This window comes from Povalibacter sp. (genome assembly GCF_036735925.1).
In the GTDB taxonomy this organism is placed as follows: Bacteria; Pseudomonadota; Gammaproteobacteria; order Steroidobacterales; family Steroidobacteraceae; genus Steroidobacter.
In genome coordinates, this window is record NZ_DAINNK010000017.1 from 1 (window position 1) to 23,834 (window position 23,834).

Below are 23,834 nucleotides of genomic sequence, written 5' to 3' on the forward strand. Positions count from 1 at the left end.
CGAGGCTGCGCACTTCGCTCGCGACCACCGCGAAGCCGCGGCCCTGCTCGCCGGCGCGCGCCGCTTCGACGGCCGCGTTGAGCGCGAGCAGATTGGTCTGGAACGCGATCTCGTCGATGACGCCGATGATGTCGGAGATCTTGCGGCTCGACGAATTGATCTCCTCCATCGCGGTCACTGCGCGCTGCACGACCGAGCCGCCGCGCTCCGCCTGGCTGCGGGCGCCGGAAGCGAGCTGATTCGCCTGGCGCGCGTTGTCCGCATTCTGTTTCACCGTCGCCGTCATCTCTTCCATGCTCGACGCGGTTTCCTCCAGCGCCGACGCCTGTTCCTGCGTGCGCTGCGACAGATCGTCGTTGCCTCTCGACAATTGCGCGGCCGCGCCGCCGACCGCATCCGAGGCCGTGCGTACGCTGCCGACGATCTCGTGCAGCTTGACGTCCATGCGCTTGAGCGAGCCCAGCAGCGCACCGAACTCGTCGCCGCGATCGGCAGGAATGTCGTGGCCGAGTTCGCCGCTGGCGATCCGGTCGGACACCTTCACCGCAGTCCCCAGCGCGGACATGATCGAACGCAGCAGCAACACCGCGAACGCAGCAGCAATGGCCGCAGCGACCAGCATTGCGCCCACGACCAGGCCGCGGCTGACCGAATACCGCGCCTTGGCCGCCTTCAGGGCCTCCTCCGCGCGCTCGTACTGATGCTCGGTTGCGGCCTGCATCGTATCGGCCAGCGCACTGAAGGCCGGATCGACCTGATCGACGACGAGCTTGCCTGCCAGTTCGTCGTCATTGGCGGCGATCGCGGCATCGACCGCATCGATGGACGACTGCAGCGCGTTGTGCGCCTTCTCGATCCGCTCGAATTTCTCCCGGCCTTCGCTGGTGCGCTGCGCGTCGCCGAACTGCTTCAGCAGATCGTCGGTGTGCGCCTTGATCTTTGCGCGCTCTGCCTTGATCGCCTGAATCCTGGCCGGCTCGTTCGCCAGTACGTTCAGGGCGAGCATCGCCTGCCGGTCCAGTTCGGAGGTCTTGAGTTCACCCAGCGTGCCCACCACGCGCACGCGGCGCTCGTACATGTCGTCGAGATCGTCGACCACGCCGCCCATGCCGCGCAGGCCGAGCCAACCGACGATGAGCATGGACACGGCCAGCAGGATCAGCGTGGCCACGATACGGGTCTTGATGCTGAGAGATGTAAAGTTCATGACAGCGACTGTTGAGTGGGATCAACAGCGCTATCGACCTGCCCTGCGGCGACTGAAAGTCAGAGGCAGGTAATTCAGGGACAGGCTTATGAGTGCCGGCTGAAGCCGGCACCCACAGGGGAAGGGCGGCTCAGTCGCCGAGTGCGGTGCGCAGCGCGGCGATCTCGTCCTTGCAGCCGTTCATGATGTGCACGCACTTGGCGTTGTCGAGTTCCAGGCGCCAGAACGCCTTCACGCCCTGCATGTTGAGTTCGAGGTCGGTTTCATGGCCGGCGAAGCCGGACATCATGACCGCGACCGTGAGCACGTCGGTGACGTCCGGATGACCGGCGTGGCGGTCGATGTTCTCGTGCTCCGCGACGGCCTCGGAAATGTGATCGGGAAAACCCCAGTTCTCGACGATGGCCTTGCCCACGTTGGAGTGCCAGTCGCGGATGACCTGCGACAGCGTCGCCGGATCGCGGAACAGGTTTCCGTGACGGTTGGCGCGCGCCAGGATGTAGATCTTGCCGACGTTGTGCAGCAGCCCGGCGAGCATGCATTCATCCGCATTGATCCTGCCGGCGCGCGAGCCGATGGCGTACGCCAGCGCCGCAACCATGGTCGCCTCCTGCCACAGCGCTTCCAGTTCCTTGGCGATGTGGCGCAGTTCGGCGGCGCGGCGCAGCTGCGCGATGGCGAAAGACACGGCCGCGGTACGCACGTTGTTGTGCCCGATGCGATTCACCGCAGTCTTGAGTTCGGAGATCGTCTTGCCGCCGCGATTCAGCGCAACGGAATTGGCGAGCGTGAACACGCGCGCCGCAAGCCCGGCATCGGAGCCGACCACGCGCGCGATCTGATCGTTCGACACCTGCTCGTCCGCCAGCACCTTGCGCACGCGCACGGCGACGTCCGGGAACGACGGCAGTTCCACCCGCCCGCGCGAGACTTCCTCGGCCAGTTCGGCGACGAACTGGAACGCACCAGCGTTGCCGGACGGAACGGTCGCTTCGTCGGAAGTCGCGAGAGATTGGCTGGTCATGATCGTCCTATCGGCAATGCAGCACGGGCCTTGAGGCCACCGTGGCATGAAACACGATCCGGCCGGCGCCGTCTGTTAACGGGCTCGTGGTTTCGGAGCGAGATCGGAAAAGGATTGGCCGCAAAAGGCGCAAGAGAACACAAAGCAGAAATTCGGGACGGAAGATCGCCCATATCTATTTGTGTACTTTTGCGCCTTTTTGCGGCTATTCCTTCTTCCTATCCCGCGCCCGCCACCTTGCCCCGCGGTGCGTCCGACGTCAGGTTCAGGATCTGTCCGGGAATCCGCTGCAGCGGCATCACGTGTTCCGCGGCGCCGAGTTTCACGGCGGCGCCGGGCATGCCCCACACCACGCTGGTGGCTTCGTCCTGGGCGATGGTGCCGGCGCCGGCTTCCAGCATTTCCTTCAGGCCGCGGGCGCCGTCGTCGCCCATGCCCGTCAGGATGACGCCGGTGGCATTCGGTCCGACGTTCTGCGCGACCGAGCGGAACATCACGTCGACGCTCGGGCGGTGCCGGTTCACGTGCGGGCCGTCGCTCAGGCGGCAGCGATAGCGTGCGCCGTCGCGTTCGACGATCAGGTGCCGGTCGCCGGGTGCGATGTAGGCGTGACCGGGGAGGATGTACTGACCGTCCTGCGCCTCGCACACCGACATCGCGCACGAACGGTTGACGCGCTCGGCGAAGGCGCGGCTGAACGCGGCGGGAATGTGCTGCGAGATGACGATGGCAGGCGCATCGGCCGGCATCATTTCCAGTACTTCGCGGATCGCCTCCGTGCCGCCCGTCGACGCGCCGATGGCGACGATGCGATCCGTGGTGCGCAGCACGCGCCGCCCCGTCACCGCCGGCAGCACGGCATCGGCCGTGCGACGTTCATCGATCTTCAATCCCGCGGCCGACGCTGCGGGCGCGGCCGCAGGTCGTGGCGCGCTGCTGCGCGGATTCACGCGCGCGCCCGCCGCCATCTTGATCTTCGCGATCAGTTCCTGCGCGTAGTCGGCAAGGCTGCCCGCCACATCGACTTTCGGCTTGGCGACGAAGTCGACCGCGCCGAGTTCGAGCGCGCGCAGCGTGATGTCCGCGCCGTGCTGCGTCAGCGACGACACCATCACGACCGGCATCGGCCGCAGGCGCATCAGGTTCTCCAGGAACGTGACGCCGTCCATGCGCGGCATTTCCACGTCGAGCGTGATCACGTCCGGATTGAGCTGCTTGATCTTCTCGCGCGCCGCGTAGGGATCGGTCGCCGTGCCCACGACTTCGATGTCGCGATCCTTGCCCACCATTTCCGTAAGGAGCTTTCGCACCAGTGCCGAGTCGTCGACGATGAGGAGTCTGATGGCCATGATTGCTTCGTCGTTGAACGCTCAGAACAGATCGATCTCGCCCGCCACCGGCGCCTTCTCCAGGCCCGACAGGTACTTCTGTTCGTGCGACACGACATCCCGCGTCTGCTGGGAATTGAGGTGCCGCACGCGGACCCGGCCGGTCTGCGGGAAATACTGCACGTGGCGCGGACAGGTCTCGCCCACGTCCTCCGACGACACGCGCAGGCCTTCGGCCTTGAGGAATTCGCGCACGAACTGCACGTTGTGGTTGCCGACGTCGGTCAGGCTCGACAGCACGCGGCCGCCGCCGAAGATCTTCACTTCGAGATCGGTGCGCGAACCGCCGGCCTTGAGGATGCGGTTGATGAGCTGCTCCATCGAGGCGCTGCCGTAGCGCGTCGCGGTGCCGGCCACACTGCCCCAGGTGTCGTTGCCGTTGCCGCTCGGGCGCGGCAGCATGAAATGGTTCATGCCGCCGATGCTGGTGCGCGGATTGCGGATGCAGGCCGACACGCACGAGCCGAGCACGGTGTCGAGCACTTCGTCGGCTTCGGTCACGTAGAAATCGCCCGGCAGCAGCTTGGCGATGATCTGGCCGGTCGCATTGCGATAGCGCCTGATCGATTCGAAGCCCGGCAGAGAGCGCGGCAGATCTGTCGAAAGCACACCCATGCGCCGCCTCAGTTCTTCAGGGCCTCGTTGCCCTGCTTGCGATAGATGGTCTTGCCGACGAGGCGGAACGGCGCCGAGCCCGCGTGGATGGATTCGGAATGGCCGAGGCAGAGATAGCCGCCCGGCGCCAGCAGCGAGGCGAAGCGCGACACGATGCGCTCGCGCGTCGCCTGGTCGAAATAGATCATCACGTTGCGACAGAAGATCACGTCGAACGGCCCGCTCATCGGCCAGTTCTGCATGAGGTTCAGCGTCCGGAAGGTGATCAGCCGCGCGATGTCCGGCTGCACCAGCGCATGCCCGGCATTGGCGCCGATGCCCTTGCGGAAGCAGCGACGCAGCCGTTCCGCCGGCACCGACGACAGCCGGTCCACGGGATAAACACCGCGCTGCCCGTACGCGATCATGTCGCTGTCGATGTCGGTCGCCAGGATCTTCGTATCCCAGCGCACGCCGGCTGGCAGCGCCTCGGTGGCCACCATCGCGATGCAGTAGGGTTCTTCGCCCGACGAACAGCCGGCCGACCAGATGCGCAGGCGCCGCGACACCTGGTTGCGCTTCATGGCCTCCGGAATCATGTACGAGGCCAGCGCTTCGAAATGATGGTTCTCGCGAAAGAACGAGGTGACGTTGGTCGTCAGCGCATTGATCAGGCCGACGAGTTCTTCCGGACCCGATTCGCGCACGTGCGCGCAGTAGGCTTCGTAGCTCGGCAGGCCGAGTTCGCGCAGCCGTCGCGCCAGGCGACCCTGCACGAGCTGGCGCTTGTTCGGTCCCAGCACGATGCCGGCGTTCTCGCCGACCACGTGACGGATGAAATCGAACTCCGCATCGCCGAGCACCGGGCCGAGCGGCGCCGGTTCAGAGCTCATCAGGTTGGAAGCGGAATGCGACATGCGGCGATCGACAATGAGTGGTGTGGAAGTCAGCCGCAGGAAGGCGTCGCGCCCGCGTGGTTCACGAGCGCCTGTCCCCCTGCAACCGACGGCAGTTCATCAGGCAGCAGCAACAGGCGGCGCCAACCCCGTGACGTCCCCGCCGATCAGCGTGTCGATATCGAGCAGCATCACCATGCGTCCCGATACTGCTGCCAACCCTTCGATGAACTCCGTGCTGACGTGTTCGCCGAGTTCCGGCGCCGGCTTGATGTCGGCCGCCGCCACGTCGATCACGTCGGACACACCGTCCACGACCACACCGAAATCGCGCCGGCCGACCGGCGATTCCACCGACAGCACGATGATGACGGTGAGCGGCGTGTACTCGGCCTGCGCCAGGCTGAAGCGCATGCGCAGATCGACGATGGGCACGATCGAACCGCGCAGATTGAGCACGCCCAGCACATGCGCCGGCGCCTGCGGGATGCGCGTGACGGTGGAATAGCCGCGGATTTCCTGCACCCGCAGAATGTCCACGCCGTACGTTTCCTCGCCCAGCGTGAAGGTCAGCACCTGGTGCGAACCCGCATCGTTGGTCGTCCGTGTCGTATCGCCTGCCATAGTCATTGCCTCATACCCATCGATTGACATGTGTGCCTGTCCGTTACGTTATCGGCCGGACACCCTGACATCTCTAGTCAGCCATTACCTGTATCGGCGAGCCCTGAACGGGTCAGAACTCCTGCCATGAGCTGTCATCGCCCGCTGCGCGCGCGAGCGGTGCCGGCGCAGAAGCGGTCGCCGCCTTCTTCGCTGCGACCGCACGTACCGGCGCCTTGGCAGGCGCTGCGGCGGCCGGCACCTGCTGCAGGCGCGGCTTGCTCGCGTACTGCGGCTGGTGGCTGGCGGTGGCGTGGCTGCGGAAGTAGCCGATCTGCGTGACCAGTTCGGCCGACTGCTGCTCCATCGACTTGCTGGCGGCGGAGGCTTCTTCGACCAGCGCGGCGTTCTGCTGGGTCACGCTGTCCATCTGGGTGACGGCGTTGTTGACCTGCTCGATGCCGGCGGACTGTTCTTCGCTGGCCGCGGCGATTTCCGCGACGATGTCGGTGACTTTCTTGACGCTCTCCATGATCTCCGAGAGCGTCTTGCCGGATTCGTCGACGAGCTCCGAACCGACCTTGACCTTGTCGACCGAGTCCTTGATCAGATCCTTGATCTCCTTCGCCGCCGAGGCGCTGCGCTGCGCGAGGCTGCGCACTTCGCTCGCGACCACCGCGAAGCCGCGGCCCTGCTCGCCGGCACGCGCCGCTTCGACGGCCGCGTTGAGCGCGAGCAGATTGGTCTGGAAGGCGATCTCGTCGATGACGCTGATGATGTCGGCGATCTTGCGGCTGGACGTGTTGATCTCGCCCATGGCGCCGATGGCGCGATGCACGACGGCGCCGCCGCGTTCGGCCTGCTCGCGCGCACCCACGGCGAGCTGGTTGGCCTGGCGCGCGTTGTCCGCGTTCTGTTTCACCGTCGCGGTCATCTCTTCCATGCTCGAGGCGGTTTCCTCGAGGGCCGCAGCCTGCTGCTGCGTACGCTGCGACAGGTCGTCGTTGCCGTGCGAGAGCTGGCGGGCGGCCGAGCCGACGGCGTCGGCGCTGCCGCGCACGCCGCTGACGATGTCGACGAGCTTCGCGTCCATGCGCTTCAGCGACTCCAGCAGGCGCCCCAGTTCATCCTGGCTTTCGACGGTGATGTTGTTGCCCAGGTCGCCGCTGGAAATGCGGTCCGCGACGCCCACGGCCGTATTCAGCGCGCCGACGATCGAACGCACCAGCAGGAAGCCGAACAGCGCGGAGACGCCGATGCCCAGCACGATGGCGCCGATGATCACGGCGCGGTTGCGATCGAACGTCGCGTCGGCTTCGGTACGCATGTCCTGCGCCACGGCGATCTGCGTCGTCAGCAGCGCTTCGCTGGCCACGGTCATCTGGTCGTAGGCCGGACGGGCCTTCTCGATCAGCAGGCTCTCGGCCTTGTCGAACGTACCCGCCTGCGCGGCGAGCAGCGCGTCCTGCACGTAGCTCACGACTTCGCTGCCGCGACGGCTGAAGGTGTCGGCGATCTGCCGTTCCTTGTCCGTCAGTTCGGTGGCGTTGAGCTTGGCGAACAGGCTCTTCACTTCGACTTCGCGCTCCTTCACGAAATCCAGCGCGCTCTTGACCGCCGCGGAGTCCTGACGGATCACGACGTCTTCCGCCTTCGTCAGCAGTTCGCGGTCATTCGATTCGATCGTGCCGACCCAGCCGGTCGGCATGAAGCGATTCGAGAAGATCGCATCGAGATCGCGATTGCTGGTATGGGCTCCGCTGAGACCGACGGCGCCGACCGCAACCAGAATGGCAGAGCTCAGCGCCAGGATGGCGTAGAGCTTGACCTTCACGCTCAGGTTCGTATTGATCATTGTTTGATTCCCTTGCTAGCAGACTCGACGGCAGATCGAACTCAGGCCGCTGCCGCCGTCTGCGCCGCAACGCGGATCAGACCAGCGACATCCAGAATGAGTGCGACCGAACCGTCCCCCAGGATCGTGGCGCCGGAGACGCCATCGACACGACGGAAATTGGTTTCCAGCGACTTGATGACCACCTGCTGCTGTCCGAGCAGATCGTCGACGAACAGGCCGACGCGGCGGCCCTCCCCTTCCACGACCATGATCAGCCCTTCGTGCAGCTGCGTGGTGCGCGGCTTGACGCCGAACACTTCATGCACGCGCACGATCGGCAGATAACGATCGCGGAACCAGAACACTTCGCCCTGGCCGGCGACGCGATTGACCATGCCGGCCTTGAGCTGCAGCGATTCGATGATGGTGATGAGCGGCACGATGTAGCTTTCGGTGCCCACAGCCACCGACTGGCCATCGACAATCGCGAGCGTCAGCGGCAGCGTGATGATGAAGCGCGAGCCCTTGCCCAGTTCCGAGCGCACTTCGATCGTGCCGCCCAGCTCCTTGATGTTCCGGCGCACCACGTCCATGCCGACGCCGCGACCGGAAATGTCGGTCGTCTGTTCGGCGGTGGAGAAGCCGGCCATGAAGATCAGTTCGTAGATCTGCTCGTCGGTCAGCGTGTCGTTGGCGCCGATCAGGCCGCGCGAACGCGCCTTCTCGAGGATGCGGCTCTTGTTGAGACCGCCGCCGTCGTCGCCGACTTCGACCGTGATGTTGCCGCCCTTGTGATACGCCTCGAGGAACACCGTGCCCGTGGCGGACTTGCCGGCCGCCGTACGCACGTCGGGCATCTCGATGCCGTGGTCGACGCTGTTGCGGACCAGGTGGACCAGCGGATCGCCGATCTTCTCCAGCACCGTCTTGTCGAGTTCGGTCTGATCGCCCGTGACTTTCAGGTCGACGTTCTTGCCGAGGCGGCCGCTCAGGTCGCGGACCATGCGCGGGAAGCGGCTGAACACGAAGCTGATCGGCAACATGCGCACGCGCATGACGCTTTCCTGCAGCTCGCGCACGTTGCGTTCGAGCTGTGCGAGACCGGCGCGCAACTGTTCGGAGACGTCGCCTTCGATCTTGGTGCCGAGCTGGGTCAGCATCGACTGCGTGATCACGAGTTCGCCGACGGTATTCATCAGCTCGTCGATCTTTTCCGTGCTGACGCGGATCGAACTGCCGTCGCCGAGACCCTGCTTCGGCGATTCACTCGCTTCGGGCGTCGGCACGGCGGTGAGCTGCGGACGTTCCGCGTTCGCCGGTGCGGGAGCAGGAGCAGCCGCGGCGACGGGTGCGGCAGCCGGCGCCGTCGCTGCTTTGGCAACGGCGGGCTGCGGCGATTCTGCCTCGCCGCTTGCATCCTCGATGCGCAGTTCGCAATCGCCTTCGGCCCAGTCGAAGATCTGTTCGACGACTTCGCGCGTCACGTCGCTCGTGAGGCGCAGGTCCCAGGTCAGGAAACAGGATTCCGGATCGAGCTGCGCCAGCGACGGCACGTTGCCCGCATCGACGTTGATCGTGAGATCGCCGAGGTCGGCGAGTTCGCGCAGCATGCGCAGCGGATCGTTGCCGTGCACCAGCAGCTGCGGATACGGACGGAACTGGATGCGCCAGCAATGGGCGCCGGCCGGCTTTGCCGGCGCGACCGGTTCGGCAACCGCCGCGGACGCGGCAGGCGCCGGCGCTGCCGGTGCCGCGGCGGCGGGAGCGCTGTCCTTCTGGATGATCGCCAGTTCCAGGTCGAACTGCAGATCGGCGACGCGCTGGGCATCGACCGGCGTCTTGTGCTGGACCGCGCGCAGCATGTCGCGCATGACGTCGACGGAACGCAGCAGCAGATCGGTGATGTGGCGGGTCACGTCCATGCGATTGCCGCGCAGTTCGTCGAGCAGCGTTTCGCAGGTGTGCGTGAACGAGGCGACTTCGGAGAAGCCGAAAGTCGCGCTGCCGCCCTTGATCGAATGCGCAACGCGGAAAATCGTGCCGATGAGTTCGGGTTCGGCCGCGCCGACGGTCAGCTTCAGCAGCGAAGCCTCCATCGTGTCGAGCGCTTCGAAGCTCTCGTCGAAGAACGCTTCATGAAACTGGGCAAGATCGAGCGCCATGACAACCTCAGCAGGCGGCGGCAGGCAGACAGAGAAGATCGCGAACGCCGAGAAGCCGCGCCGCATCGGTCAGGGCCGCCGGGACGCCCTGCCAGGTCACTTCGCGATCGCTGTTGAGACGATCGCGGACGAATGCATAAAGAAGCTGCAAGGTCGCGGTATCGATCCGTTCGACTGCGCTCGCATCGATGGCCACCGGCTCGCCGCTGTCCACCACCGCGCACAGCTGCGAACGCAGCACGGCGACTTCCTTGATGGAGCAGTTCGCGGCCAGCGTGATTGCGGCCGCACCGGACGTCGCCGTCGATTCCACGACCGGCTCCGCGGCCGGCACTGCAGAATCCGCAACGATGCTTGCTGCGACCGGCGACTCCGCCGCCGGTGCTTCGATGCCCGGCGCGGCGTTTGCGGCCGCGACACGCTTGCGTTTGGGAGCTTTCGCTGGCGCACGCGCCATGGTTGCCTCTGGCAGACGGGCTGCCTGATTTCACTAAAACTGCCTGTCGTATCGGCAATCCCCGGCAGCGGCTTTAGGCGCGCCGCAGGAACGGTGAGGATTTGTGAGGTGGGTCACCCTCACCTGGCCTCCTCAAGGTTTTCCCCACTGCGCCGTTAATAAGGAGACATCCGTCACACGGCCGACCTTGACGTCATGCGCATCGACCTCGCCACCATTCGCAGCACAGGCTATGCGGGCCAGAGCCCGACCAGCCTGCTGTCGGATTGGCGCGTCGGCGCGATCCTGCAGGCAGTCGCGCTGCGCGATGCACGCAGCGGCGAGCTGTGGCTGAAAATCGGCGACATCCGCTATCCCGCGCGCATCGCTTCCGGCGATTCCGCCGGGCCAGCCGATGGCGATCGTCTGACGGTACGCGTCCTGCGCAGCAGCCCGGTGCTGGCGCTGGAAACGCTCTCCTCCGAATCCGCGCAGGCCACGGAAGATGCGGCCGTCGATACATTGCGGCGCTTTCTGCCGCGGCAGTCGAGCGCCGCGCCGTTGGTGTCGAACCTGGCCTGGATCGCGCATGGCAAGAACGCCGCCGAAGCCTTGCCGCCTCCCGTAACGCAGGCAGCGACCCGTCTGTGGCAGGCATTGCCCGACACGACGGCGCTCACCGACGCGGACGGATTGCAGACCGCCATCGCGCGGTCCGGCGCATTCCTGGAATCGACGCTGGCCAGCGGCGACAGGCGCATGCTCGCGACGCATCTCGCACAGGACGTGAAAGCGCTGATGCTGAATCTGTCGCGCGTGCTGCGCGATCTCGGCGCACGACCGACTGCCGCCACCGCCGAATCCGCAACGAACTCACCGCTGCCGCTGGCCAATGGCCCGCTGACTTCCCTGCCGTCCGCGCCCGCAACGCTCGCCGTGATCGACACGCCGCCGCAGCAGATGAATGAACTTGCACGCCAGACCGATGGCGCGCTGGCACGCATGACAGCGCTGCAGGCCGGCGCCAGCACGCAGGATCCGGTACTGCAATCGATGATGGTCGAAGTGCCGATGCGCCAGGGCGATCGCGCCAGCGTGCTGCGCCTGAAGATCGAACACGAACAGTCGCGCCGCCAGGACGCCGCGGCGCGCGACACCTGGACCATCGAAGCCGCTCTGGATCTCGGCCGCGTCGGCGCGCTGCACGCACGCGTGATGCTGCAGGGTCAGCGCATCGGCGTGCAGTTGCGCGCCGAATCCGCCGGCGTGGTCGAGACGATGATCTCGCGCGCGCCGGAACTGGAAGCGACGTTGCGCCAGGAAGGACTCGACGTCGATCGCATCGTCTGCCTGCACGGCCTGCCCGCCGGCGACAGCGGCGCCCGTCCCACCCGACTGCTGGACCTGCGCGCATGAGCGAACGCGCCAACTCCTCGCTCGCCGTCGCGCTGCACTACAACGGCAACGGCGCACCGCGTGTCGTCGCCAAGGGCGGCGGCGCAGTGGCCGATCGCATCATCGAAACGGCACGCGAGCACAAGGTGCCGCTGCAGGAGGACGGCGCGCTGGCGGCGTCGCTCTCGCGGCTCGATCTCGGCACCGAGGTGCCGCGTGAACTCTACGTCGCCGTTGCGCACGTCCTTGCGTTCGCGTGGGCTGTTACAGGGAAGGGGAAATAAGAGCTTTCACACGGAGTTCACGGAGAACACGGAGGTCGGAACAGAGAGAATGGCCGCAAAAAGGCGCAAAGCTCACAAGGCAAGAGCTTTTCTTCCTACCTTGTGAGCTTTGCGCCTTTTTGCGGCCATTCTCCCTCTCGATTCTTCAACCTCCGTGTGAGACCGCTCCTCGTCAGCCAACGACGCTGAGCAGCGAGCCGCGCTTGCGGCCGGTGTTCGCCGGCGCCTGCTGTTGCGGCGGCTGAGCGTGGTGCCGAGGGGATTCCTGCACCGGACGCTGCGGCACACGCGCAGGTGCCTGTGGCACTTCATGGCGGGCACCGTGCAGGCGCGCCAGCAGTTCGGCTTCGTGACGCGTGATGCCGCAGTTGGCGATGAGTTCTTCGACGGACGCGCCGTTGCGCGCCAGGCGTTGTGCAACGTCATAGCCGCGCTGCGTACCCGCCGGCGCGAGACGCGATTCCATTTCGCTGCGCTCGCTCATGCCATCGAGGCGCGCGCTCATGACGCTCACGGTTTCGTGGAGGCTGCGCAGTTCGGCGAATGCGCGGTCGAGCTTGGCGTGCAACGCAGCATTGCTGCGTTCGTCCGCGCGACGCCAGCGGGTGAATGCCAGGGCGAACACCCAGAACGCGCCGACGAGCAGCAAGGCGCGACCGGCGATCAGCAGCGTGTCGAGCGAGGGATTCGGCAGGATTTCGAACATGACGACTACTCCTGTGACGAGCATCACATTCGCAGCGTCAAATCGCTGACGAAGCGAGAGGCTCGCAACAGGAGTAGCAGGAACCATGCCAGCGGCAGGTTCCTCCGATATCAACCCATTCCCAGCGACTGCAACGCCGCCGTGCCGCTCTCCTTGGCGCTCTTGGCGAGTTGCACGGCCTTCACCGGATCACCGGCGCCGAACGCCGCCGTTGCCTCGGTCCAGCTCGTCCTGGTCGATTCGAGTCCGCTCTGCGCGGCCGCGAATGCGTCCTTGCTCACGTTCTTCGGCAGCTTCTTCGACTGGCTGAGGATGTCGACGCGGCTTTGCAGCGCCTGCACCATCTGCGGCACTTCCACGCTGAGCGTCTTCCACTCCTCGCTCGCAGCGGCCATCGCCGCCCGCGTTTCTTCGCGCTTCGCTGCAATGGTCTGCTGCAGGCTGGCAACCTGCGCGGATACCGCGGGCGCTGCAGCGACGACGCCCTTGTAGTCCTTGCTGGCGAGCTGCTGCTTGAGCGATGCCAGTCCCGCCTGCGCCTGCTGCAGTTCGGTAGACGCATACTTCTCTGCGTCGGCGGCCACCGAACCGATGGCGGCTTCGATGTCGGCGACGGCCTTGGTCGCCGCGTCCTTCTGGCCGGCGCATGCCGCCAGCATGAACGTCGCGAGCAGTACGGCCATCCAGTTGAATGTTGTTTTCTTCATTGCATGTCTCCTCAGGGAATTCGCAGTTCCTGGCCTGGTTTGATCTTGTCGGGATCCTTCAGCACGTCCCGGTTGGCTTCGAAGATCTTGGTATATAGACGGCCGTCGCCGTAGTACTCATCCGCGATCTTCCAGAGCGTGTCGCCCTTCTGGACGACGTACTTCTGCTGGTACGGATTTTCCGGCGGGACGGGAGGAACGGGTTCTTCTGGCGCCACGATCGCCTCCATTGCGGCTAGCTTGAGTTGTGAGTCGGCGGCCGATTCTTGGCGATGCAGTGCAGCGTGCCTATCGTGGAAAGGAGAAATGCGGCGCGGCATGTAGTGTTCTACCCGACACCCATCGCGGACACATTGGGACTTTTCGGCATGTGAAACCGCGCGCAGGCGTCGGCCGGGGCGTGCGCCGGCTGTAGGCGCCGCTGTCTTCATTCTTCCTGTGGGGCCGGCTTCAGCCGGCCTTCAACAGCCGAGTTATTCCGAAGACCAAACGGGCTCGAAACGCAGGCCGGTCAGTTCATAGTGAACGTAGCCGGGAACCAGTTCCACCGCTTGCTCCATGGCTTCGGTGTATCTACCGGTCGTGTAAGTGAACATTTCCAGTCCAGCCGTCTCTGGCAACTTGAACACATTTTGATCCAGCCGACGCGGAATGAACTCGTAGCGCCTGATCGAGATGATCTCGCCCGCAGCGTTTCGCACGACTTCGCTTCGCTCCGGATCCAGCGCATTGGTAACGTGAACGCTCACAGCAACGCACTGCTCATCATCAATGCGGGCGCCGATTGGCTCGCCGCAACTGATCACCTCGTTCAACAGATCATCGCCGCCGGTGGGGCGGAACCGGACGACAAACCCTGCATCCATGAGTCGGGTGAAATCGGCCGCCGGTTTGATTCTGTCATCGACTGCCAGCTCAACTGGATCCGCGAATGAGTCACCCCACTCCGCTTGCATGGGCAAGCCGCAGAACGGTTGCGGGTAAGTTGCATGGAATTTTGCAGGATCCTTCAAGGATAGCTGCTGGAAGTCAGTCGAGAAGATCAGGCGGTAGACCGTGACCATGATCAGATCTCTACTTCAACAGGAACGAACCTCAGCCCCGAAAGATGATGATCTGTGTACGCAGAGTACACATCGTGCTCACTACCGGATGTCGTCAAGTACGGACCTGACGAACCGTGACGGAGCCGAAAGAGCATTGATGGGCGCAACCGATCGACGGCTCCGGTCAGGTAGCGCCGGCTGCCCTCGTGGCGGGCGGCAATGTCGTGAATGACATACGGAATATGGATGTACCACCACGGCACCTTCTCACCTTGAACAGCTATGGGGAGAAACTGAACCTGCGTCCCGGTCGCCGGAGATAGCGCACGCCGCGCGATTTCATCGCAGCAGAGCATCCCCGGTCCGATGCCTGCGCAGTTCGCGGAGGGAAGCAGAGGATTCAACCAGTATGTCGGTAACCCTGGCCAATTTTCTGCAAGACCGGGCGGCAAGTCATCTAGTGCATTCCAACCGACAAGTCGGTCACGATCCACGCCGAGCTGCCGAATCCCTTCCTCCTCGTAGATCTCAAGGACCCGGATCGCTGTAGTCTCGCTGCTACCAGGTACCTGTCTGCCGGAATTTGTTTCCATTGATGACTCCAGTGTCAGGCCTGCATATTTGTACGATCTCGCTCGCGAGCGTCATTTGGCGAGGATCAGTCGGAAATGCAACTATGCAGATCTGATTATCGGCACCCACTTCATGCAATCGCTATTCAATCGCTGCTGAACAATGCGAACAGTTGATCCGGCAAGGTCGAGAATCTGTCGTCGCCGATCATCGAAAGGTTTGTGAGCAGACAAATCACCAGCTTCTGATCCGGATGGATTCGTATGAGTGCCGAGCCGCCCGCCGCTCCGCCGGGATGCTGCTGGATTGGCACATCGAGCTGCAGCCGGCCGGAGTCGACCAACCTGGCCAGCCCCAATGACGTGAGCGCCTTTGAAGCACTGCCGATTCTGAACTTTGTCCGCTCTGCGGAGACCGCCGCATGATTCTCGATGTTCGCCTCGCCGATACCCGCGGACCAGAGGATGGCCTTGTCCTTCCCTACGGCGACGGCGAGACCGGGAATGCCTTTGTCACGGGCGAACTGCCGAACGAGCGCATCGGCGCGAATCGGCGGCGCCTCGTCTGCGGATGCGAAGGCGTAACCGGAACACAGGAGCAGGCCGGCGAACAGGATCGATGCACGCTGCATCATGCACGGCCGTCGTTCACGAACGTTGCCCTGACCCGCTGCGACTGCACCATGTAGCAGGTCCAGATCACGGCCGAGAATGAATCGCGAACAATCTCGGCGATGCTGCTGATCTGCTCTTTCTCCTCGACTGCGCCGAGCGCAAACAGGGCGGCCATGGCGAGCAGTCCCAGCAACACGCCGATCCACGAGGTGGCGATGTAGCCTGCCGGATACGCCCGATGTTTCCTGAACAGCAGGTAGTTGAGGAACGTGGAGAGCAGCAGCAGCGCACTGGCGAGCGCGATGACGAAGAAGATTCCGATCCTGCCCCAGTGCGCCAGCACGACATCCTGGCCGGCGCCCAGGTTCGTCCATATGCCCGCATCGAAATAGTCCTGGCAGGAATAAAGGACGTAGCCGCACGCGAACGGGCTGATGACCGTCCCCAACGCAGGCAGGAGCATCCATCCGGTAAGCCCGGTCGGCGCGAGCGGGCCTGCCGGCGCGGGGAAATCGGGATTGCGATAGCGGAACAGCCAGCGGATGAGCAATGCGCCGCCGGCAATGCCGCACACGATCGCGAAGACCGCGGAGAAAGCGAGCCGGAACGGCTGTTCTGCGACGTCGCCCGTATGGCTCAGGTAGTACGAAGCATCTTCCCGCACTGCCTCCAGCTTGCGCGAATACTCCTGTACGTCCGCCGCGGCGATATGCGTCGCCAGCGTCCGGAATTCGTACTCCGTCGTGATCGTCTGCTGCCGATACCGCACCGATGAGCGGTAGTCGAAACCGGGACCGGCGATTGCCTTGTCGAAGGTCTCGATATTCCACGGCTCCGGCAGACGTATCTCCGCGCGGTAGACGACATGGGTCGGATGATCGAGCTGCAGCGGAAACTTCCGCACGAGGGTCTTCGGCGCCCGCGCTGCGCCCCTGATCACGTGGGCGCTGAATTCGAAGTAGTGCCGGTCATCGCCCTCGTTCCGGGTAAAAGCGGGATCGAGTTCATAGCTCTCCTTGACCACGAGCCGGTTGTTGTACCGGTCATCCTCCACGCGCACCGCACCGGCAGCGCTGATCGTGGGCAGTTCCTCCTTGTAGTAGTTGAGGTAGTCGCGACCGACCTCCTCCAGGTTCCTGGAGGCCAGACGGCGTCGCATCCGATCCGCTGCGGCACCGGAATACGTCGATGACACTTCCATTGCCGCCCTGGCGAATGCACCCGCTGTCAGGTCATAACGCTCGACGACTTCCTCGCCCGGACCGTTCAGCGCGACCCTCGGGATCGTCTCGAACTCGCCGGCATCGGCGATGACGAGCGCATTGCCGAACTGCGCCTGGACGATCGTCGCGAGACTGCCTCCCTGCAGCGAAGCGGTCGCATCGACCCAGTAGATCCTGCCCTCGTGCGCCACCCTGACGATCACGTGGTCGAAAGCCGAGGGCGCAGGCAGCCACACGCGGACGCCTTCCTTGCGCACCGTGTTCACGAGCGCCGGTTGCGCCTTCACACCCATTCCGCGCAACAGGGTCACGAGCAGATACGCCTTCTCCTTGCAGTCGCCGAAACGACGCTTCAGGACGATATCGGGCGACTGCGGCTTGTAGCCTCCGGGACCGATTTCGATTCCGGTGTAGCGGATCTCGTCCTGCACGAACCGCAGCGCCCGCAGGATCAGTTCATCCGTGGACCGGGCATCGCTGCGCCACTGCGCGACGAGTTCGCGCATCTGCGGCGACAGCGCCACGTCGGGATAGAGCCGCCTCGCCCAGCGCGACACCGATCGCCAGTCCGGGTACTCGCTCAGGAGTACGGCGGGATAGCGGGTCACCCAGCCGGGAACATCCTCTTCCGCCGCGATGCCAGCCAGTCCATGCCATTGCCACACCCGTTCCTTCGTGCCGGCGACGTTGCGGACGACAGGCTGCTCCGACGGATTCAGATCCTTGACGACGATGTGGCGCGACTCGGGATGCAGCACCCGCAGATAGGAATGACGGACCGGATTGGACCACTGCGTGGTGTACCGGTCCGAGTAAGCGGTCCCCAGTCCATCGTCGCCCCTCTCGAGCGTGTAGCTGTACTCCAGCACATCACCGACACGGACATCCTCGAGCAGGACGCTGGCGGTCAGCTCCCCATCGAGAATTCCCCGCTCGAGTTCCAGTTCGCGCCGCAGCGTCGACATGCGCGCGCGCTGACGCTGATCGATGATCTGCGAACCGCGGCGCAACCTGAGCTGGTGCAGCACGATGCGTTCGGTGGGAGGTCGGTAGGAGATCTGCACATGGGCCTGCTCATCCACCGCCGCCTGCGTCGCCAGGTGCATGACCAGATGCACGTACGACGACGAGCCTGCCTCGGACACCCGCACCTGCCGGTCGACGAGCAGATATTCGACCTGCCCGCTGCCGGGACCGGGAGTCCCGGATTCGATGCGATTGATCCAGTCCGGTATTTCCGCGGAGGGAATGCTGCCCGACAGCACAACGCTGTCGTCGCCCCGGGTCGGGGCGCTGACGAGCATCGACATGAACAGCACGACACACGCCGTGCACGAACGTGCGCGGGATCGCGCGGCTCTGACCTGTTCCATGGGAAGCGGCACCATCCGCCATGCCGGCGGCTTTTATGATTGTGGCCTCAGCGTTGCACGTCCCCGACGCGCTTCGCAAGGTGCCGCGATCGTCAGGCAGGTGGCGACCGAAGGAAATCCCGCAGGAAGCTCCGCAGGCAGACCCTCAGGATTTCAAGGCTGGTCCCTGAAACGAAAGATCACGCTCAGTCCAACCAGATCGACCGACTGTCCATCCACCCGGTAACGATCCCAGCCGAGTCCCGCTTCCCAGCGTTCGGGATGACGATAACGAATGCCGATGCCGCCGAGCGCATCGACGCCATCAGCGTCCGGGCGACGCTTCTGTCCCGTTTCGAGTGCGTGATACAGCGTCTTCCAGTACCAGCCGCCGAAGCGGCCGTAGAGTTCCACGCGTTCGCTGACTGGCAGGTAGCCGGCCGCGCTCAGTTCCCAGCCGGCGCCAGAGGCCGGCAACACATGCGGAATCTCTTCGAGATCCACGGGCACGCCGCTGATGTGGGTCGTGGCCTTGCCGAGATTGGCGTAGCCCGCATCCACGGACAGATATTTGCCGAAGCGGTAGCCGCCGAAGGCGCGCCAGCCGAAACGGTTCTGATCCTCGACGCGCGCTGTCGCCGGAATGCCGAGCGCGGCCAGACCGCGAGTGACATCGTCGCCATCGACGTCGCCCAGCGCGCGCGCGGCTGTCGCGCCGATGGACCAGCCCGCACGCTCCGCGTCGTCGGCATGCACCGTCGTCATGGCCGCGAGTGCAACGAGGCCCAGCAGCGCGCGTGCATGACGGCGCATCACGAACAGCAGGGTCAGCAACAGCGTCAACGGATTCATCGCGCCGCCGCCGCCCTTCGGCCCGCTGCTCGTCACGGTGACTTCTTCGCGTGCGGTATCGACCGCGAGCGTGCCGGCCGCGGCCACGGCTGCGTTGATCTTGCGATCCGCATCGTTCGGACCGCCGTCCTGGATGACCAGCCGCACGCATTCCATGCCGGCGACCAGACCCGGGCTGTCTTCCCAGACACCGGAAACCGGGCTCGGACACTCGCCGCCGCTGCGCTTCGCGGAATGCAATGTATTGCGTGCGTCGGTGACGAATCCTGCCCAGCCATCGACCGACTGGTAAGTGCGCCAGGACGCGCCGGCGGGAATGGCGAGATTGCGCGGCAACGGAATCACGACCGCGACACTCTGGCCGGCCGTATCGAGCGATGCGACTTCGAAGTCATAGGAAAGCCCCGTATGTGTGAAAGCGCGGTCCGTGACGTTGGTCGCTTCGCGGCCGTTGTTGCCGAACTGCCGGACCGTGGCAGCGTCGATGCCCGCGCCGTACGAGGGCGAAGACAGGAACGAGACCGTGCCGAGTCGCAGACCGTAGCCCGGCTGCGTTTCCAGGCACTGGCCCTGCGTGTCCCAGTTCCAGCCTTTGGCGCCCACCTGCAGACGATAGGCATTGGCGCCCGCCGGATCGTCCAGCTCCATGCCGCACTCGGGCGCCTGGAGATCGAACGGAATGCGTGTGCCGTCGTCGTCGCAACCTGCAGCGCCGCAGACGCGCACGCCGTCGCCGCTCGCCACGATGCGCACCCAGGTCTGCAGTTCCAGCGCAGCGCGGTTGGGATGATCGAGATCCTGCACGGTCACGCGAACCAGATAGCTGCCTGCCGCAGCTCCGGCAGGAGTCACGGTCGCGGTACTGGCCGAAGCGATACCCAGGGCCGCATCGCTGCCCGACCAGTCGAAGCGGTAGTTGCCCGCGGGCAGATTCGCCAGGCTCGCGACGAGCGGTGTTCCCGCCGTCACGGTGCTGCCCGGCAGCAGAGGGAGATTCGCCGTCAGCGGCAGCAAGGCCGGCGACGTCAGGTCCACGCGATGCGTAGCGTAGTCGCCGATGGCGGCGCCTGCGCTTTGCAGCAGCGTGAAACGAATCTCGCCGGCGGAAGCGTTCGGCATGAATGTGATCTCCTGGGAACAGTGACCCGCGGCAAAGCACTGCGCGTTGCCGCCGGGACCGACATTCAGCGTGAGCAGCTGCGGATCGCGCGTCAGCAGATCGGCGGGCTCGGGCGCCGCGATGGCCGCGCCGTTCTGCACCGAGTAGCTCACCTGCAGTTGCGCCGCGATCGGCAGATCGTCGAGCACGATGCGCACATGCACCGGCGTGCCGGCACTCGCGCTCTGGCGTTCGCTGGAGAAGCCGACATTGGGCAGCACTTCGAAGACCATGACCTGCGCATTGCCGGCCGGGTCGATGAACGTGAACTCATAGCGCCCCGAACGCTGGCCGATGAATGCGCAGGCGGTACCGCTGCAGTTCAGCAGCCAGTCGTAGTCCGCAGCCGCCGGATCGTCGATGGTGTTTTCCTGTCCGCCGCGCGTCGTGCGCAGCCGCGACAGCGCCGCACCTGGAAGAATGCTGAACTCGTGCCGGTTGCCGCGCCGCAGATCGCGTTCTTCGGTGCGACTGAAGTAGGCGGTAACCGCGAGATCGGCATCGACGTTGCCGTCGATGCGCGTTGCGGTCGTCAGGCCGTCGCTCCAGCGGAAGAACTCGAAACCGGCCGCGGGCACCGCAGTCACGGCAGTGCCGCTGCCGCCGTGCACGACACTCTGCGAGGCAATGCCAGTCAGCGTGCCCTGCCCGCCGACGCTGTACGTGAGCGTATGGCCCGCCGTGAACGAAGCGCTGACGGCGATGGCGCCGGTGACATTCGTGTCGGTACGCGTCGCCGTCGTCACGCCGTCGCTCCATGAAGCGAAGTGATACCCGGCATCCGGTACGGCCGTGACCGCAGTGCCATTGCCGCCGTGACTGACCGTTTGCGCTGCCGCGCCGCTCACCGAGCCATGCGGGCCGGCTGCGTAGGTCAGCGTGTGCGCGTCGACTGCGAAGACTGCACTCGCCGTGATTGCACCGGTGACATTGGTATCCGTGCGGCTCGCGGTGGCGACACCATCGCTCCAGCCGGTGAAACGGTAGCCGGGTGCAGGCACGGCCGTCACCGTGCTGCCATTGCCGCCATGATTCACCGTCTGCGGCGTCGTTCCCGTCACGGAGCCATTGGCGCCGGCCGTGTACGTCAGCGTGTAGGTGTTGATGGCGAAGCTCGCACTCACGGCGAGTGCGCTTGTGACGTTGGTGTCCGTACGCGTCGCCGTCGTCACGCCGTCGCTCCACGAGACGAAGTGATAGCCCGCGGCGGGCACCGCCGTGACGGACGCGCCGCTGGCGCCGTGATTCACTGACTGCGGCGTCGTTCCTGTTACGGAGCCATTCGCTCCAGCCGTGTAGGTCAGCGAGTAGCTGTTGATCGCGAAGCTGGCGCCCACGGCGAGCGAACTCGTGATGCCGGTATCCGTGCGTGCCGCCGTGGTCACGCCGTCGCTCCACGAGACGAAGTGGTAGCCCGCATTCGGCGCGGCCGTGACGGCGGTGCCGTTGCCGCCGTAATTCACCGACTGCGACGTGGCGCCACTGATCGATCCATTGGCGCCGGCGGCGTAGCTCAGCGAGTAGACGTTGATCTGCCAGCGCGCGTACAGCGTCGTGGCGGACGTCACGGTGTCGGTGCCGAAGTTCCAGGCATTGGTCAGCGCCGGTTCCTTGTACCAGCCGCCGAAGCTGTAGCCGACGCGGGTCGGCGATGTCGGTGCCACGACGGTCGTGCCGTGCGTGACGTTGGTCAGCGCGGCGACGGCACTGCCGCCGTTGCTGTCGAACGAGACGGTGTAGCTGGCCGGCACCAGCACGGTCTGCGCCGATGCCGCATTGTTCTGCGGATTGTTGTCGGTCGTGCTCGTGGCTAGCGAAGCGCTGAACGATACGGTGCCGGTGCCAGGCGCGGTGAACGCGAGCGTGACGTTCACGATCTGGCCGTTCTGCAGCGTGCCGGGCAGCCCGCTCAGCGTCACGACGCCGGTGCCGCTGTGGTAACTGCAGGAATAAGGCGCGGAACAGCTCACGCCCGTGAGACCGGTCGACAGCGTCGCTGCATAAGTGACGCCGTTGGCCACCTGCGGCCCGAGATTGCGGAACGTCATGGGCACGCTCACGCCGGTGCCGCCGACGGCCTGCGCCGGCGGCGCGATCGCAGCGGTCACGTCGGCACTCGCCACGGCGGAAACCGTCGTGACCGCACTCGCGGTGTTGTTGCCGGTGGCGCTTTCGGCGGTGACGGTGGTGATGGTGGCGCTGACGGCCACGACGCCGGAGCCGGGCGCCGTGTACGACAGCGTCGCGTCCGTCGTTGCGCTTGCAGCCAGCGACGACGGCAGGCCTGAAACAGTGACGGCTCCCGTCGTGCTGTTGTACGAACAGGTGACGGGCGCGGCGCAGCTCACGCCGGTCAGATCGCCCGGCAGCGTCATTGCATAGACCAGGCCCGTCGCAGTCAGCGGTCCGAGATTCCGGAACGACACCGCGACATTCACCGTGCCGCCGGGCGCGGCTGTCAGCGGCGCCGTCACCTGGGCAAGAACATCGGCCTCGGTGCCACTGCTCGTCACGAGCGTGCTGCCCGACACGCTGTCGGCGGCATTCGGCGTGGCCTGCGCGGAGGTCGTGGTGATGGCGACGCCGGTCGCGAGCGCACCGCTCGCCGGCGCGGTGTACTGCACCGTCACCGCATTGGTCCACTGACCGGCGCTGAGCGAGGTGGGCAAGCCGCTGATGCTGACTGCGCCTGTCGATGCATCGTAGTTGCAGGTCGCGCCAGTGCAGGTCACTGCGCCCGTGAGACCGCTTGGCAACTGGACGCCGTAGGTGACGTTGTTCGCAACGCTCGAGCCGGCATTGCCGAAGTTCACTGCGATGACGACGGTGCCGCCCGGCACCACGCTCTGCGGGATCGAGGCCGTCGCCACGACGTCGGCGTAGTCGACGATCTCGACTTGCAGCGAGCCGCTCGGCGGATCGGAACGGATCAGCGCCCAAAGGTCCATGCCCTTGGCATCGCCGTAGTAGCCGCCTGCGGCGCAGTCGACACCGGTATTGCCGGTATTCGCGGCGCCCCAGCTGCGGTAGTACTTGCCGGTGGAGTTGTAGTTTGCATTGCTGGAATCGATACCCAGCAGCGAATAAGCCGGCGACGGCGTGTCGGAACCGCTGGGACAGATATCGCCCCCAGCGGTACCGACGTTGACACCGTTGGTGCGGTAGCCGCGATCGTCGTAGTAGACGGTCGCCTCCCCGGGATTGGGACCATTCAGGCGCGTCACCGTCGGGCCGCCGCTGAGATTCGCCTCGACGTCGAGGAAGGGGAAATGCACTTCGCCCGCGCGACCGGTGACCTCGAAGCTGTAATTGCCACCCGCCGGCATCGGCGTGCCAGCATTGTTGAGTCCATCCCAGTACACCTTCTGGTTCAGGCCCGTCGCCACGCCGGTGAGCACGCGGTTGTCGGCGTGCGCCGGATCGTCGTGTGCCGGCGTGCTGCCGCCCTTGAGCACGATCTGGTAGGTCAGCGCGTTCTGGGTATTGATGGTGAAGATGCCGCCCTGGCCGACGTAGGTGCGCGAGCCCGGCGTGTAGGGATGACCGAACGAGGCCGACAGCGCCACCGGTGCCGCGGGCGTGAGCGGAATGCCGAGGGCACCGAGCGTCGCCTGCAATCCGCTCGGCGTATCGACCGAACCGGCGACGACATTGCTGAAGAACATCGGATACGTCGGCCGCTGCGCCTGGATACCGGTGCCGACCGGGCGGAAATAACTGCCGCTGGCGACAGTGTTCAGCGTCTGGCCATCGCCGCGCACGTTCCTGTAGAGCGG

18 protein-coding genes and 1 pseudogene are annotated in these 23,834 nt (G+C 65.3%); 2 read left to right on the top strand and 17 right to left on the bottom strand.

Translation table 11 applies throughout. The features are described 5' to 3' along the window. From V7D81_RS07455 to V7D81_RS07495, 9 genes are all read right to left on the bottom strand, one after another. A partial coding sequence (locus V7D81_RS07455; protein ID WP_324315518.1) for a methyl-accepting chemotaxis protein occupies positions 1-1,207 on the bottom strand: 1,207 nt, incomplete at its 3' end. Between the two features lie 130 nt (positions 1,208-1,337). After that, complete coding sequence (locus tag V7D81_RS07460; RefSeq protein ID WP_324315519.1) at positions 1,338-2,231, bottom strand: HDOD domain-containing protein; 894 nt, start codon at positions 2,229-2,231, stop codon at positions 1,338-1,340. A gap of 218 nt (positions 2,232-2,449) precedes the next feature. Beyond that, the gene (locus tag V7D81_RS07465; protein ID WP_324315520.1) at positions 2,450-3,580 is read right to left on the bottom strand and encodes a protein-glutamate methylesterase/protein-glutamine glutaminase; all 1,131 of its coding nucleotides are present in this window, start codon (positions 3,578-3,580) and stop codon (positions 2,450-2,452) included. 21 nt (positions 3,581-3,601) lie between these two features. Continuing rightward, complete coding sequence (locus V7D81_RS07470; RefSeq protein ID WP_324315521.1) at positions 3,602-4,228, bottom strand: hypothetical protein; 627 nt, start codon at positions 4,226-4,228, stop codon at positions 3,602-3,604. Between the two features lie 14 nt (positions 4,229-4,242). Continuing rightward, entirely contained in the window at positions 4,243-5,106 is an 864-nt protein-coding gene (locus V7D81_RS07475; protein ID WP_324315522.1) for a CheR family methyltransferase, read from the bottom strand. A gap of 123 nt (positions 5,107-5,229) precedes the next feature. Then, positions 5,230-5,739, bottom strand: coding sequence for a chemotaxis protein CheW (locus V7D81_RS07480; protein ID WP_324315523.1), 510 nt, complete (start codon positions 5,737-5,739; stop codon positions 5,230-5,232). 106 nt (positions 5,740-5,845) lie between these two features. After that, positions 5,846-7,567, bottom strand: a complete 1,722-nt coding sequence (locus V7D81_RS07485) for a methyl-accepting chemotaxis protein (protein WP_324315524.1) — start codon at positions 7,565-7,567, stop codon at positions 5,846-5,848. Positions 7,568-7,608: 41 nt separating this feature from the next. After that, complete coding sequence (locus V7D81_RS07490) at positions 7,609-9,711, bottom strand: chemotaxis protein CheA (RefSeq protein ID WP_324315525.1); 2,103 nt, start codon at positions 9,709-9,711, stop codon at positions 7,609-7,611. Positions 9,712-9,718: 7 nt separating this feature from the next. Next, the gene (locus V7D81_RS07495; protein ID WP_324315526.1) at positions 9,719-10,168 is read right to left on the bottom strand and encodes an STAS domain-containing protein; all 450 of its coding nucleotides are present in this window, start codon (positions 10,166-10,168) and stop codon (positions 9,719-9,721) included. 195 nt (positions 10,169-10,363) lie between these two features. On the opposite strand from V7D81_RS07495, the gene fliK reads away from it, so the two are divergent. Next, a complete protein-coding gene (fliK, locus tag V7D81_RS07500) occupies positions 10,364-11,563 on the top strand; it encodes a flagellar hook-length control protein FliK (protein WP_324315527.1) in 1,200 nt (399 codons plus the stop codon). Continuing rightward, complete coding sequence (locus V7D81_RS07505; RefSeq protein WP_324315528.1) at positions 11,560-11,826, top strand: EscU/YscU/HrcU family type III secretion system export apparatus switch protein; 267 nt, start codon at positions 11,560-11,562, stop codon at positions 11,824-11,826. Before fliK ends, V7D81_RS07505 begins: the two co-directional genes overlap by 4 nt. A gap of 172 nt (positions 11,827-11,998) precedes the next feature. On the opposite strand, the gene V7D81_RS07510 is transcribed toward V7D81_RS07505, so the two are convergent. From V7D81_RS07510 to V7D81_RS07545, 8 genes and pseudogenes are all read right to left on the bottom strand, one after another. Continuing rightward, the gene (locus V7D81_RS07510) at positions 11,999-12,532 is read right to left on the bottom strand and encodes a DUF2802 domain-containing protein (RefSeq protein WP_324315529.1); all 534 of its coding nucleotides are present in this window, start codon (positions 12,530-12,532) and stop codon (positions 11,999-12,001) included. A gap of 110 nt (positions 12,533-12,642) precedes the next feature. Continuing rightward, positions 12,643-13,239, bottom strand: a complete 597-nt coding sequence (locus tag V7D81_RS07515; protein ID WP_324315530.1) for a hypothetical protein — start codon at positions 13,237-13,239, stop codon at positions 12,643-12,645. Between the two features lie 11 nt (positions 13,240-13,250). After that, positions 13,251-13,400: pseudogene (locus V7D81_RS23210) on the bottom strand (LysM peptidoglycan-binding domain-containing protein); the annotation flags it as partial. A gap of 312 nt (positions 13,401-13,712) precedes the next feature. After that, positions 13,713-14,303 carry a hypothetical protein gene (locus V7D81_RS07525; RefSeq protein ID WP_324315532.1) on the bottom strand — a complete coding sequence of 197 codons (591 nt, stop codon included), beginning with the start codon at positions 14,301-14,303 and terminating at the stop codon, positions 13,713-13,715. A 2-nt stretch (positions 14,304-14,305) separates the two neighbouring features. Then, positions 14,306-14,878 carry a hypothetical protein gene (locus V7D81_RS07530; protein ID WP_324315533.1) on the bottom strand — a complete coding sequence of 191 codons (573 nt, stop codon included), beginning with the start codon at positions 14,876-14,878 and terminating at the stop codon, positions 14,306-14,308. Positions 14,879-15,003: 125 nt separating this feature from the next. Beyond that, positions 15,004-15,489, bottom strand: a complete 486-nt coding sequence (locus V7D81_RS07535; RefSeq protein WP_324315534.1) for a serine hydrolase domain-containing protein — start codon at positions 15,487-15,489, stop codon at positions 15,004-15,006. Continuing rightward, a complete protein-coding gene (locus V7D81_RS07540) occupies positions 15,489-18,068 on the bottom strand; it encodes a DUF3857 domain-containing protein (protein ID WP_324315535.1) in 2,580 nt (859 codons plus the stop codon). Before V7D81_RS07540 ends, V7D81_RS07535 begins: the two co-directional genes overlap by 1 nt. Before the next feature lie 153 nt (positions 18,069-18,221). Next, positions 18,222-23,834 (bottom strand): InlB B-repeat-containing protein (locus tag V7D81_RS07545; RefSeq protein ID WP_324315536.1); only part of this gene is annotated, 5,613 nt, incomplete at its 5' end.

What these genes read in the sequence shown, in the direction of transcription:
- V7D81_RS07460 (WP_324315519.1), bottom strand. Translation starts at nt 2,231, where the DNA reads ATGACCAGCCAATCTCTCGCGACTTCCGACGAAGCGACCGTTCCGTCC.
- V7D81_RS07480 (WP_324315523.1), bottom strand. Translation starts at nt 5,739, where the DNA reads ATGACTATGGCAGGCGATACGACACGGACGACCAACGATGCGGGTTCG.
- V7D81_RS07525 (WP_324315532.1), bottom strand. Translation starts at nt 14,303, where the DNA reads ATGGTCACGGTCTACCGCCTGATCTTCTCGACTGACTTCCAGCAGCTA.
- V7D81_RS07535 (WP_324315534.1), bottom strand. Translation starts at nt 15,489, where the DNA reads ATGCAGCGTGCATCGATCCTGTTCGCCGGCCTGCTCCTGTGTTCCGGT.
- V7D81_RS07505 (WP_324315528.1), top strand. Translation starts at nt 11,560, where the DNA reads ATGAGCGAACGCGCCAACTCCTCGCTCGCCGTCGCGCTGCACTACAAC.
- V7D81_RS07495 (WP_324315526.1), bottom strand. Translation starts at nt 10,168, where the DNA reads ATGGCGCGTGCGCCAGCGAAAGCTCCCAAACGCAAGCGTGTCGCGGCC.
- V7D81_RS07465 (WP_324315520.1), bottom strand. Translation starts at nt 3,580, where the DNA reads ATGGCCATCAGACTCCTCATCGTCGACGACTCGGCACTGGTGCGAAAG.
- V7D81_RS07490 (WP_324315525.1), bottom strand. Translation starts at nt 9,711, where the DNA reads ATGGCGCTCGATCTTGCCCAGTTTCATGAAGCGTTCTTCGACGAGAGC.
- V7D81_RS07530 (WP_324315533.1), bottom strand. Translation starts at nt 14,878, where the DNA reads ATGGAAACAAATTCCGGCAGACAGGTACCTGGTAGCAGCGAGACTACA.
- V7D81_RS07485 (WP_324315524.1), bottom strand. Translation starts at nt 7,567, where the DNA reads ATGATCAATACGAACCTGAGCGTGAAGGTCAAGCTCTACGCCATCCTG.
- V7D81_RS07515 (WP_324315530.1), bottom strand. Translation starts at nt 13,239, where the DNA reads ATGAAGAAAACAACATTCAACTGGATGGCCGTACTGCTCGCGACGTTC.
- V7D81_RS07540 (WP_324315535.1), bottom strand. Translation starts at nt 18,068, where the DNA reads ATGGAACAGGTCAGAGCCGCGCGATCCCGCGCACGTTCGTGCACGGCG.
- fliK (WP_324315527.1), top strand. Translation starts at nt 10,364, where the DNA reads ATGCGCATCGACCTCGCCACCATTCGCAGCACAGGCTATGCGGGCCAG.
- V7D81_RS07510 (WP_324315529.1), bottom strand. Translation starts at nt 12,532, where the DNA reads ATGTTCGAAATCCTGCCGAATCCCTCGCTCGACACGCTGCTGATCGCC.
- V7D81_RS07475 (WP_324315522.1), bottom strand. Translation starts at nt 5,106, where the DNA reads ATGAGCTCTGAACCGGCGCCGCTCGGCCCGGTGCTCGGCGATGCGGAG.